Source organism: Acinetobacter sp. TUM15064, assembly GCF_008980265.1.
Classification (GTDB): domain Bacteria; phylum Pseudomonadota; class Gammaproteobacteria; order Pseudomonadales; family Moraxellaceae; genus Acinetobacter.
In genome coordinates, this window is record NZ_BKFU01000050.1 from 1 (window position 1) to 12580 (window position 12580).

15 protein-coding genes are annotated in these 12580 nt (G+C 40.7%); 11 read left to right on the forward strand and 4 right to left on the reverse strand.

Going from position 1 to position 12580, the window contains the following annotated elements; translation table 11 throughout:
* Positions 1 to 216: 216 nt before the first annotated feature.
* From GBI16_RS13580 to def, 3 genes are all read right to left on the reverse strand, one after another.
* Positions 217 to 2262, reverse strand: coding sequence for a TonB-dependent copper receptor (locus GBI16_RS13580; RefSeq protein ID WP_151707252.1), 2046 nt, complete (start codon positions 2260 to 2262; stop codon positions 217 to 219).
* A 72-nt stretch (positions 2263 to 2334) separates the two neighbouring features.
* Positions 2335 to 2772, reverse strand: coding sequence for a DUF2946 family protein (locus GBI16_RS13585; RefSeq protein ID WP_151707253.1), 438 nt, complete (start codon positions 2770 to 2772; stop codon positions 2335 to 2337).
* 84 nt (positions 2773 to 2856) lie between these two features.
* A complete protein-coding gene (def, locus tag GBI16_RS13590) occupies positions 2857 to 3387 on the reverse strand; it encodes a peptide deformylase (protein ID WP_086210794.1) in 531 nt (176 codons plus the stop codon).
* A gap of 120 nt (positions 3388 to 3507) precedes the next feature.
* On the opposite strand from def, the gene GBI16_RS13595 reads away from it, so the two are divergent.
* From GBI16_RS13595 to GBI16_RS13605, 3 genes are read left to right on the forward strand one after another with little or no spacing between them, the layout of a single operon-like run.
* Positions 3508 to 4662, forward strand: coding sequence for a LysM peptidoglycan-binding domain-containing protein (locus tag GBI16_RS13595; protein ID WP_086210795.1), 1155 nt, complete (start codon positions 3508 to 3510; stop codon positions 4660 to 4662).
* A gap of 22 nt (positions 4663 to 4684) precedes the next feature.
* A complete protein-coding gene (gene dprA / locus GBI16_RS13600; protein WP_151707254.1) occupies positions 4685 to 5818 on the forward strand; it encodes a DNA-processing protein DprA in 1134 nt (377 codons plus the stop codon).
* A 45-nt stretch (positions 5819 to 5863) separates the two neighbouring features.
* Entirely contained in the window at positions 5864 to 6433 is a 570-nt protein-coding gene (locus GBI16_RS13605) for an L-threonylcarbamoyladenylate synthase (RefSeq protein WP_086210797.1), read from the forward strand.
* A 396-nt stretch (positions 6434 to 6829) separates the two neighbouring features.
* Here GBI16_RS13605 and GBI16_RS13610 read toward each other — a convergent pair whose 3' ends face one another.
* On the reverse strand, positions 6830 to 7750 hold the full coding sequence (locus GBI16_RS13610) for a DMT family transporter (RefSeq protein ID WP_086210798.1): 921 nt from the start codon (positions 7748 to 7750) through the stop codon (positions 6830 to 6832).
* Positions 7751 to 8086: 336 nt separating this feature from the next.
* Between GBI16_RS13610 and GBI16_RS18945 the strand changes: the two genes are divergently transcribed.
* The 8 genes from GBI16_RS18945 to GBI16_RS13645 all read left to right on the forward strand — a co-directional run bounded on the left by GBI16_RS18945 (position 8087) and on the right by GBI16_RS13645 (position 12570).
* Positions 8087 to 8431, forward strand: a complete 345-nt coding sequence (locus GBI16_RS18945) for a hypothetical protein (protein ID WP_228267843.1) — start codon at positions 8087 to 8089, stop codon at positions 8429 to 8431.
* Positions 8432 to 8448: 17 nt separating this feature from the next.
* A complete protein-coding gene (locus GBI16_RS18950; RefSeq protein ID WP_228267844.1) occupies positions 8449 to 8640 on the forward strand; it encodes a hypothetical protein in 192 nt (63 codons plus the stop codon).
* 122 nt (positions 8641 to 8762) lie between these two features.
* Positions 8763 to 9308: a glutathione peroxidase gene (locus tag GBI16_RS13620; protein ID WP_086210800.1), complete on the forward strand. Its 546-nt coding sequence runs from the start codon at positions 8763 to 8765 to the stop codon at positions 9306 to 9308.
* A 175-nt stretch (positions 9309 to 9483) separates the two neighbouring features.
* Positions 9484 to 9786: a hypothetical protein gene (locus tag GBI16_RS13625; RefSeq protein WP_086210801.1), complete on the forward strand. Its 303-nt coding sequence runs from the start codon at positions 9484 to 9486 to the stop codon at positions 9784 to 9786.
* Positions 9787 to 9848: 62 nt separating this feature from the next.
* On the forward strand, positions 9849 to 10283 hold the full coding sequence (locus GBI16_RS13630) for an RcnB family protein (protein WP_119065007.1): 435 nt from the start codon (positions 9849 to 9851) through the stop codon (positions 10281 to 10283).
* Positions 10284 to 10435: 152 nt separating this feature from the next.
* Entirely contained in the window at positions 10436 to 11026 is a 591-nt protein-coding gene (locus GBI16_RS13635; RefSeq protein ID WP_151707263.1) for a hypothetical protein, read from the forward strand.
* A gap of 83 nt (positions 11027 to 11109) precedes the next feature.
* On the forward strand, positions 11110 to 11553 hold the full coding sequence (locus GBI16_RS13640; RefSeq protein WP_151707255.1) for an AAA family ATPase: 444 nt from the start codon (positions 11110 to 11112) through the stop codon (positions 11551 to 11553).
* 81 nt (positions 11554 to 11634) lie between these two features.
* Complete coding sequence (locus tag GBI16_RS13645; protein ID WP_151707256.1) at positions 11635 to 12570, forward strand: hypothetical protein; 936 nt, start codon at positions 11635 to 11637, stop codon at positions 12568 to 12570.
* Positions 12571 to 12580: the final 10 nt, after the last annotated feature.

Sequence of the window (12580 nt, forward strand, 5' to 3'; positions counted from 1 at the left end):
TTCAACCCGTGCGGTATATATTTTTACACCCTAACATATTGTTTATATTATATATTTTAAAAATCAACTCAATTGCTATCTTTAAACTGCTGTTTCCTCAGCCACTTTCTGTTGAATCTTTATTCAGCATGCTGTTTTATCAAACATTTTTTAACTTACAAAGCAAAACAGCCCATCTATTTCTAGACAGGCTGTTGCGATGATTACTCTATATTTTTAGAACTTCATACTGATACGTGCCCAATAATTACGCCCTATATTGTTAAATTGTTCTGTTGCAGCATAACCAAAACCTGAACTTCCAAGTTTATTCAAATGCTCGGCATAGTTTTTATTCAGCACATTATCTATTCCGACTGAAAGGTCTAGATCTTTTTGGATATTATAAGTCCCATTTAAAGACAGCGTTCCAAAACCTTTACTGTCTTCTAAATCATATCCAATGATATTGCCTTCTCGGTAGCTAGTACGATCTTGTGCTGCAACCACACGCCATAATAAACCAAGGTTATATTTTTCTTGCACATAGCGTAGATTGAAACGTCCTTCTAATGGTGCAATTTGCGGTAAAGCGCTGTGATCCGTTGTATTTTCACCCCATGCATACATGGCACTGATGTCCGCTTGAATTTGATCCGTCAACTGGTAAGCCACACCTGCTTCAGCACCTGCAATGGTTGCATCGACATTTCGGCTTTTGGCTTCTAACTTGCCCATTGAACCTGTCGGGGTATACGCCACTAATATATAGTCTTGAATCAAACCTGCGTAAACAGAAGCCCATGATTTAAAAGCACCCTGTTCATATTGATAGCCTGCATCAAACTGCGCGGTTTTTTCATTCTCTAAATCGGCAAAGGTCGTACCTGCACTTTGATGATATTTGGTACTAAACAATTCCCAATAATCAGGCACACGCTCTACATAACCTAAACCTGCGTAAGTTTTAAGATGTTCCGCAAGCTCACTTTCAATTCGAATAAAACCACTTGGCAAAGTTTCTTTACGCTCTGTATTAGTGGCTAAATTATCAATCTTCGCTTGATCGACACGTGCACCTGTTACCAGTTTATGCTGATCATTGAGTGCATAACTCAGCTCGCCAAAAGCCCCATAAGACTCAAATTCCATATTGGTTTTAAAGGGAGAGTTCATACTCGGCATAGCGTACATAATCATATTGCCACCATGCTTATTACGCTGTGAGTCTATTCCTGTCATCAGGCTGACTTTGTCCCATTCAGAAGTCATTGCAGCACGTGCATTCAACGTACGACGTGTCACCTCCATCTCCATCTTATTTGGCACAGTCATACTCATGCCATTCATCGTCATAGTCGTTGTTGGTGGCGTTCTTAAACGAAAATTATCCATAACATGGTCGTTATAGCTATAGTCAACTTGTGCTTCGACCTTCTTAATCACCTCGCTGACATTTTTCTTTTGCAGATGCAAACCTAGACTTTCACGGGCAAATTTAGAGCCATCCATGCTACGTCCAGCATAAACAGCCTCACCATCACTTTTACCACCTTTTAGCTCTATCCATGTGTCTTCATTCGGAGTCCAGCCTAATGCAAGGTCTGCATTCCATTTTTCCCAATCCGAGGGAACCGTATCGCCCGCTCCATCTTGATAACTGTCTGCAATCGAACGGTTAGCATTTAAACGTGCATATTTCTTTTCATCACCAACAGCAGCTTCAATATTTTGATCTAAACGACCATAAGAGCCAAGCATGACACTGGCTTGTCCACGATAAGGTTTCGCCGAAGTGAGCTGTTCAGGTTCACGTTCAAAAATAACAGTTGCGGCTGAACCAGTATGCGCATACTGAACAGTTTGCGGCCCTTTTACGACCGTGATTTTGTCATAGCTTTCAGGAGAAACATACGACGTTGGATTATCCATACGGCTTGGGCATGCGCCTAGGTTTTCCGTACCATCGGTGAGGATTTTAATACGGGAACCAAACATACCACGGAAGGTGACATCGCCATTCGCACCGCCATTTTTGATCTGGTTAAAACCGACAATACTTTGTAGGTAGGCTGCACCATCAACTGCAGGAATTGGCTGAGTGGGTTGCTTCGGATCGGCATGTACAATGAGGCCATTGGCATCATTGCCCTGCTGAGCCGTCACCACAATCGGCGCTAAAATATGCGCACTGTCTGTCTCTGTGGCAAATACGACACTTGAAAAACAAGCAAGAGAAATCGCAGCCGCAAGAGGCTGTAAAAAGAATGTAGGCTGAGCCATTTTTATTCTCACTAAATCTATAAATACAACTAGGCTAGAGTCCGTTAAGACCCGAAAAATAAATGTCTAGGTTTATACAAACAGTGGCGGTGCTCGCCCTTGAGGCAATAAGAAAAGTTGTTGTAGCGCAAACCAAACATGCACAAAGGCTTTTTGAAATGCAACTAAACGGACTTGAATACGATCGAGTACCGATTTCAACTCTAAATCGGGCGGTAAGACTAAATTACCGTACACCGTACAGTATTGGCATTGATGACTGGCATCATGATGATCGTGTTCAGCATATTGTGAACTGAGTTCATGCTGAGTCTGCATATCATGATGATGCGTGGAATGCTTTTCAGCATGAGAACTGAGATGTTCAACTGGCTTGAGTAAAAGCGCACGCGTAATGGTTTCACAGACCGGCGCAATTTGATATTGCGTCGGAAGCAAAGGCTGTAAAAAAACAGCAATCTGTAAAAACACGGCTACACAAGACAGTAGCAACGCAGCTCTAAAGAACAATCCATTCCACCTAAGTTGAGGACGTGCGAAGTATATAACAAAGCCCAATCAAAATTGGGCTTTGTTTATGAAATTTAGGAAAAATTAACGTTTTACGGCTACTTTGTCTTTTTGACGTTGACGCGTGATTTTTTCCACTTTTTCCCGTGCACGTTGACGCTTCAGCGGCGACAGATAATCGACAAACAATTTGCCATTTAAGTGATCCATTTCATGTTGAATGCAAACAGCGAGAAGTCCGTCAGCTTCGACCTCAAATGCTTGACCTTCAAGGTTAATTGCTTCGATCTTTACACGTGACGGACGCGCAACTTTATCGTATATTTGAGGAACTGATAGACAGCCTTCTTCATAGGGCTGTGTTTCTTCGGTCAATGGGGTGACTTTGGGGTTAATGAATACCAAAGGTTGGTCTTTATGTTCAGACAAGTCCATGACAATTAACTGAATATGACGATCAACTTGTGTCGCGGCAAGTCCAATGCCTGGCGCTTCATACATGGTTTCAAACATATCTGTAGCCAGCTGACGAATTTCATCAGTAACTTCTTCGACGGGTTCTGCAATGGTACGAAGACGGGGATCAGGAAAACTTAAAATAGGTAATAAGGCCATACTGCGTCCTCAATTATGCCATTGATCAAAAAACCAAATGAAGGGAATGCTTGATCAAAAAAATGTGTGTAATATCGTTATTATAACGCAACTACATACATAATTTTAGGAATTATGATAATGAAAAAGGTTTTTATGGGCATGCCATCTTTTAGTGCCTTGGGGTTTAAGCAACACATACTAGCTCTTGCCATTTGTGTAAGCGTTGGAGCAAGCGTTATTTCTACGGCACATGCAGCACCTGCTCGAAATACCAATCCACCTGCTCTAAAAGCCAATGCACCGAATGTTTATGTGGTGAAAAAAGGCGATACCTTGTGGGATATTTCTAAACGTTTTCTCAATAATCCTGTCCGCTGGCCTGAAATTTGGGCAAGTAATAAACATGTTAAAAACCCGCACTGGATTTTCCCAGGTGACCGCTTGCTGATGTGTACCTATGAAGGTCGCCCAATCATTGGCAAAGACGAAGGCGATGGCTGTGAAGGGATTATTCGTCGTTATGCAGGTGGCACCAAACTTCAACCACAAGCTCGCGTTGAATCATTAAACAATGCAATTCCAGTGATTCCACTTGAATATATTAAGAACTGGCTAGAACACAGTACTATTCTGCCTGAAGAATCATTAAAAGATACACCATATATTGTCGGTGCTGCAGATCAACGAGTCATTGCAGGTAAAGGCCAAACTGTTTATGCACGTGGTCAAGGCATTCAAGTCGGTCAGCGCTACGCGATTTACCGTGAAGGCGAACCGTATATTGTGACGGATGCAGAAGGTAAAAAACAAAATCTAGGTTTAGAGTTGACTCAGGTTGGTTCAGCCATTGCCATCCGTGGTGAAAATGACATGTCAACTTTAGAAATTACAGACTCATATAATTCTGAAGTCCGTCGTGGTTATCGTGTCCTACCTGAATATGATGCCATGCTTCCAACCTTGTTCTACCCAACACATGCACAAGATGTGACTGGTGGCGGTCAAGTGATTCGGGTTCAAGGTTCGATTGGTTTGGCAGCGAAGCATTCAGTTGTAACCATTGACCGTGGCACAATGGATGGCGTTCAATCAGGCTATGTGTTCGCGGTCAGCCAAAAGGGTCAAGAAATTCGTGATCCGAAGACCAATGAAAAACTTACGCTTCCAACTGAGCGTATTGGCAACATCATGGTATTCAAAACCTTTGACCGCGTTAGTTATGCTTATGTACTCGACAGTGAGTTACCAATGAACTTGGGCGCTCATATTTATCCATCAGTTGTGGATGAATAATCCGTTGCTTTAAGGTACATATATGCTGAACTCATTATCACATGAACAGATTGCAACAATCACCCTGTGGTATTTAGTTCAGCATTCTTTATCGAGCTTTCAAAAATTACAACTTCATTTTGGCTCAAGCAGTGAAGCCGTTGCTCCAGCTCATCTCAATACTTGGTCCAAACTCGGTTTGCACAAAAGCCACCTGCAACGTGTAGCAGAGCTACAAACGCCTGCTGGACAAAACAGATTGCAAAGTGTACTGCATAACATTCAAACCAGTTGTGATTTTATCTTGCTAGAAACCGAAAGCAATTACCCCTCTCAACTACTCCCTTATGCAGATCGGCCGCCAGTCTTGTTTGGTCAGGGTAATCTACAAAACTTAATGCAAGCTCAAGTTGCTATCGTCGGTAGTCGTAAGCCGAGCCCCCAAGGTAAGCAAATCGCGTATGACTTTGCTTATTACTTGGCAGAAAAAGGCTTTTACATTACCAGTGGCTTAGCTGAGGGCATTGATGCTGCGGCACATCAGGGTGGATTAAAACATCAACGTACAATTGCGGTGATAGGTACAGGCTTAGATCTCACTTACCCCTCCCAACATCAAACGCTCCGCACACAAATATTGGAAAATAATGGCTGCATTATTACAGAGTTTCTGCCCAGCACCCCACCTTTACAGCGTAATTTTCCACGGCGGAATCGTATCGTCAGTGCACTGAGTCTAGGGGTTGTCATTGCAGAAGCAGCCTTAAAAAGTGGCTCTCTAGGAACCGCACAAAGAGCCGCAGAGCAAGGAAAAACCATTTTTGCCATTCCAGGGCATATTTACAGTGAACACCATCAAGGTTGCCATCAATTGATTCGTGAAGGAGCTATTTTGGTTGATCATCCTGAACAGGTCATTGAAGATTTAGCGCTCCCTACCCAGTGGCATAGCCAATCTCAAGCAAATGGACTGCATGAAAATGCAGATCTTGAAATTCCCCCCGATTTACTTGAGCTCTATAATCAACTGGATTGGGTTGGACAGAATATGGATCAGCTCAATTTTAAACTTGGGGTGGATATTGCCACACTTACCAGTCAATTGATGGAACTGGAAATTTTAGGACTTGCACAACAACAGGCTGGAAATTATCTGCGTTGCCGTTCCAGCCAATAAGGTTCACAATAACCCTTTATGAATCAATAAAAGGTACCACGTGTAATGATTACCACCTCTGTGACTGAAGCGGCGCAATGTTTAAAACATGGTCAAGTTTTAGCATATCCAACAGAAGCAGTATGGGGTTTAGGCTGTGATCCTTATAACGAACAGGCATTTTTGGACATTCTACGGATTAAACAGCGTCCTATAGAAAAAGGCGTCATTTTACTGGCTGGGCAAATTTCTCAAGTTGAACCGCTTTTAGAACACCTAGATCCTACTATTCGCCAGCAAGTTATTGATAGCTGGAGTCATCGTAGTCCATCTGAACGTGCAACCACATGGCTCTTGCCTGCAAATGAACATATTCCGACATGGATTAAAGGCAATCATCCTAAAGTTGCGGTTCGCGTCACCACACATCCCATTTGCGTTGCCCTGTGCAATGCTTTTCAGGGCTTTATTGTTTCCACCAGCGCCAATCCTGCTGGACTCGATCCTGCACGCTCATTACAAGATGCAAGCCAATATTTTGCCCAACAGGTGAGTTATCTAAATGGTGACTTAGGGCTAAGCCAAGAACCAAGTCGCATACTTGATGCAGAAACCGGTGAAGTGGTTCGTGCCTAAAAATAGGCTTCTTGTCAGAACTTATAGGAAAAATAGACAAAAAAAAAGCTCAGCCATATAGGGATGGCTGAGCATAAAAAAGGATGTGTAATCACATCCAGAGGGTCTGAAAACCGTTGAGCAAAAGCAAATGCACTGTTTAAAAGCATCATCGTTTCGCAGTGCGCGTATTATGTAGCAAAATGTAACTTCTAACAAATAGATTTTTTGTATTAATCATGCGTCTAAAAGCATGATTAATCTGAATAATTGAAAGATAATTAAAATTATCTGTCTATTTTTAATGATTTTTTAGGCATATTAAAGAACATGGTTAATCTAAAAATACTATTACAAACAAAAAAATGAATGAATTATTCTATTCAAAATACATCTGTTTGTACATTTTTCAACCTTTTAATCTAAATGACCCGTCAAAGTAGAAACCTTTTGTAGCGTTTTTCGCTGTGCGAGTAAAATACCCAAGATGATCACTATACCACCAACAGTATGATAGACCGTCCACGCTTCTTTTAACCAGAAAAATGCAATTACTGCAGTAAAAACAGGCATCAAGTTCATAAAAATGCTGGTTCGGTTTGGCCCTAAACGCGTAATTGCAAGCATCCAAACCATCGGTGCCACCAATGAAGGAAAGATGCTGGCATATAAGACACTCGCTGCATTTTGACTATTGATTGAATCCAGTCCGAAATATGCAATAAATGGTAAATGATAAAGCAGCGCAAAAAAGATTTGGACATAAAGGCTCAACATGAGTGGAATCTGTAATTGCCATTTCTTTAAAAACACGCCATAAAAAGCATAGAAAAAGACAGCAACCACCATCAAGACATCACCAAAGTGTCCGCCAGACTGAACTAAGCCCGCCAGATTGCCCTGCCCAATGATATAGACCAAACCAGCAAAAGAGAGAATACTGCCAATAATCGCAAAGCGATTTGGAATATCTTTTAAAATCAACAATGAAACAAAAATGGTAAAGATCGGAATAAAGGCATTAATCAGCCCCATATTAGTCGCAGTGGTATAATGGGCAGCCGTATAAGCTAAGCCCTGATACAACACTAGACCAAATGCGCTCAATACCGCGAGTTGCCAAATATGTCCTCGGATCAATACCCATTTACGACATAAAGGAATGAGTGCAAAAGGAGTTAAAAGGATAAAAGCAAAGAACCAACGATAAAAGCTAATACTCACGGGTGAAATAAAATCTGCCACATAACGCGTGACCACAATATTGATTGACCAAATCAGTACAGCAATGATGGGTAAACTCAAAGCCCAATACATTCGTTGTTGTGTAGTACTCATGCCTAATCCAGTTCAACTTTTGTATGCAAAATTTAGATGAATGTTAAAGCATTTTTTCAGTTTATTCGAATATCATTTGGGTATTCAACATAATTGATACATTTATTTTTTAGATTTAAAATCAATAAAAAACAGAGTATTAGTGTTAATCATAAGTGCAAAAACAGATTACAGTCATCACTTTCTACATTCCAACTCTACAAAAACACCATAGAACGCATTCGGCCATCTCTGCATCTTATTTATAGCGTATGAGAAACGCATTCTGAATAGATTTGTCATTGCACTGCGACTTTGGCAGATACCAAGCATATTTCCCGATAGAAGGATGTTCTTATGAAAAAGTTACTTTTAACCACAGTCTGTTTGGCCACGCTATCTTTGGCCGCATGTGAAAAGAAAGGAACTGAACCGGCCGTTGAACAAACAACGTCTGCATCTGAAACAACCTCCACCGAGGCAACCACCGTCGTTGCTGATCATAGCAATAATAACATTGCTGATATTCAAGCCGATTTATTGGCCGTAGAAACCTTATCAAATGCAAAAGCACAGGAAGCCACAGCATTCCAAAAAGAAGTTGCCGCAGTTGTCGAAAAGAAAGATTCGACACAACTTAAAGCAGTGCTTGAAAAACAGAAACCTATGTCAAACAATTTAATGATGAGCTTGACGCTTTAACTTTAAAAAGTACTGAGGTGGATGCCTTACGTAAAAAAATGCAGGATGCCAATAACCTTGGCATTGAGCTGACTAAAGAGAGTATTGAAACAAAGCCAGATAGCGCAAAAATTACCGAGCTTCAAAACAAAGCCATGGAACTACAGAAAACCATCATGGCTGATGTCACGGCTTTAGAAGCCAAAGTCAAAGCAGCTCATGCTCCTTAACCTTAAAGCAAAACATTAAAGCAAGCTTCGGCTTGCTTTTTGTTGTGATGAGACATCAAATTGACGTGACTTTGGCGAACGCTTACAACACAATAAAATAGACTTTATATAAGGACACTCAAATGAGCACTTCGATTTATAACATTCCAGTCAAAACCATTCAGGGTGAAAACATCAACCTAAACCAGTACCAAGGTAAAGTGCTACTGGTGGTGAATGTTGCATCTAAATGTGGACTGACACCACAATACGAAGGTTTAGAAAAACTCTACCAAGACAAAAAATCTCAAGGTCTAGAAATTTTAGGCTTCCCTGCTAATGATTTCTTAGCACAAGAGCCTGGTTCAGATACTGAAATTCAAGAATTTTGCTCACTCAATTACCAAGTTGATTTTCCACTCTTCTCAAAAATCTCAGTTGCAGGCGATGACAAACATCCGCTATACCAAACTCTGACCCAAGCCATTCCTGAACGTATTGGAGAAGGTCCATGGTGGAAAGACTTAGTTGACTACGGTTTAACACCAAATGAACCACCTGAGGTACTGTGGAACTTTGAAAAATTCTTAATCAATAAGAATGGAGAAGTGGTTGCGCGCTTCGCACCCGATATTACAGCCAATGATCCTCGTATCGTCGATGCAATCAATGCTGAACTATTAAAGTAAAAACAGCTCCTATGCTCAGAAAGTGAGATTCTTACTTTCTGACCTACTTTTCATTCGTCTCCTTTATTCCTCCACAGTTTTAAACTTTATACAACATAAAATCCAAATTAACTCGAACACTTACTGTTGTAATAGCAACATCAGAACAAGACAGATATGAATTGAAAGGTCGATTATGAAACATTTGGTGCAAGCAGTTATTCTCTCATTATCCACAGCATTAGTCGCTGCACCTGTTTTTGCAGCACAAGCAGAACAGCAACCTGCTAAAACTCAAGCAGCAACTCAACAGCACGTACATAAAGCAGCTGACGCCAGTAAGCCAGTAGCTGTAAAAAAGCAATCTAAGACACCAACACCAGCTGTACAAAAGAAAAAAGAAACACCTAAAAAGGCAACAAGCAAGAAAGTTACACCTCAGAACCACACACAACCGCAACACAAAACTGGCGAAAAAAAACCAGTTAAAGCTGCGTAATATTGCATTATTGCCTCTGTAACTTACGCCATCAACGCATACAATATTTAAAAAGGTCAATTATGAATCGTTTAATTAAAGCTGTAATTTTTTCATTCTCAACTGCATTAGTTGCTGCTCCTGCATTTGCTGCTCCACAAGATCAACGTAACAACGCAGAGCATGCAACACAAAATCACAATGATGCGCCAAATCACAATGATGCACATAAAGATGCATCTAACCATCATGCTGACGAGCATAAACCTGCTCCACAAGCTGCACAGCAACCAAGTCAACAAAAACCAAACCACGATAAAGCGCCAAGACCATCAGCATCTTGGAAGCCAGGCAATCCCGTACCAACTCAATACCGTGGTCAAGGCTACAAAGTCGACCATAAAAAGTTTAAAAAATTGAGCAAACCAGGTAAAAACCAACAATGGATTAAAGTGAATGGCGACTATGTACTGACAGATATTCGTACACATGCCATTATCAAAATTATTGCAGGTTAAGTTATCTGCTGATATCGAATCAGAAGAAAGAGTGCCACGGCACTCTTTTTTTTAGCTTCTCAAATAGTTTTGTTATGACTTTGAAACACTCTATTTTATCTGCACATTTTGCCTCTATATTAAAAATAGATAGCCGCAATATTGATTTGATGATGAAAAAATTTTTACAAAACTTAATTCTCCCTTTTGCTTTGTTTAGTGCGGGCATTTTGCTCATTGGCTGTGAACAAGCAGCCGAACCAAACCAGCAAAATATTCAAACTGAAAACGCTGATCAGAGCTCAACAGCACATGTGCAAAACACTGAAAAACCTGAACTCAAAACAGGGAGCATGCTGTATATCGTCCGTGATGTAGCAGATCTGCAATTAAAAGCAGGAGAATATGTCACCCAACTTCAAGAAACCCAAAACGATCTACAAACCGCAATTGATCAGCACGATCAACAACAATTGCAACAGGCAGCCTCTGCCTTACAAAAACAATTGACTGGGTTTAATGCTGCTTTGAACAGCCTTAACCTCAAAACTCAAGAAATTAACGATATTCGTAATACTTTACTCTCCGCGAACCAACAAGTTTTGGCTTCACCATTTTTAAATGGACAAGTGGATTTCAGCCAAGTGGATTTTAAGAAAATTCAACAACAAATGGGCACAATCCAATCCGAAATGCTCAAACTGGCTTCTATGATGATTCCTCAACAAGCGGACAACGATGTGGCAGCTGAAAAGCAGTCTTAAATTATTTTAAGTCTTGCGACTTTAACAATAAGGGGAGAAAATTATTCAAAGGCTTTCTCGCACAGCGAGTATTTAAATCACATATGCAACTGATTATTTTTATGGGCATCCAAGCTTCAGGAAAATCGAGCTATTATCTGCTAAATTTGGCCAATAGCCATTTACGCATCAACCTCGACATGCTGAAAACAAGGCATCGTGAAAAGATCATGTTTGAAGCAGGATTGGCCTCAAAAACCAAAATGGTGATTGATAATACCAACCCAACCATCGCTGACCGAGCCCGCTATATTCAAAGGGCAAAGGACGCAGGCTTCGAGATCATTGGCTATTGTTTCGAAACTGAACTCAGTAGTGCTCTACAACGTAATCGCTTACGCGAAGGCAAAGCTTGCATTCCCGATGTCGGTGTTCGTGCCACTTATAAAAAATTTGAACAGCCACAACATGCTGAGGGCTTTAATGCCTTATATAAAGTTAATATTCTAGGTCATAGGGAGTTTTCCATTTCTCCCATACATACTTAATAGTTTGATGAAAAAATATTAACTATTTCTCATTTTTGAGCTAACATCTACAAATAATAAACACAGAAAAACATTTCTATAATGAAAAAAGTCATTCTTGTGGTGGTCTGTTTAGCAATCATGGTTTTTGGCGTGATGCATTTTGTAATGCCTGAAAAAACGACACCACATTTGACCCATTTTTTCTCTAAAGAGTACAAAGAAACCCAACGCACTCAAGATTGGTTGAAATACAAACAGCAACAACAATTACTTTTGGTCGATGTGCTAATCCCTGTCAGCCCCAAACAGCAAGGCGCCTATGCTGAGTATATCAAACAGAAAATTGAGCTTAATCAGCAAAATATTCAGCGTATCAAGTTAAATCATTATCAAAGTAAAGGCTTTAAAGAACTACAGCAATTAGAAATACATGCGCTAGAGCAATGGAATGACCTGTTCCAGACACATATTGTCGATGCCTTTGTCGATCAACAATATTTCTCTGAAATTCCCGCAGAAGAATATCAACAGATCAACACAGAAGCGCGTTACGCCTTACAGCAGCAGGAAATTTTGGTCTTAGAACATTTACAGCAACTGCTACAACAGAATAATCCTTATGTCTCGGACATAGACCATGCTCTACTCAGTGACTGGGTTTATTACCAACAGATGCAACATGAAATTCACCCCGTGATATCTGAATGGCTAAAAACCGAAACAGATACACCACACCGAAGCCGTCAAGATGCGATGCAAGACTTAAGGCTTTATAAGCGGTTCAACCCAAATACCGATGAATATAAATACATCATGTCACTTGAAACACAGCTTTGGCATGCTGAACATCCATCCTCTAACTTGGTCGCAGAACAGCCAAATGCTATCTCTGAACTAGAAATAGACCAGGACATCATCATTCCTCAAGAGAAGCCTCAGATCGACCAAATCAAACAACTCATCCAGCAACAGCAGGATGCTGTAAGCCAGATGCTACTCCATCAGCTCAGTCAGGCCTTTCTTAAAAAGAATTAAGCCCACCCAC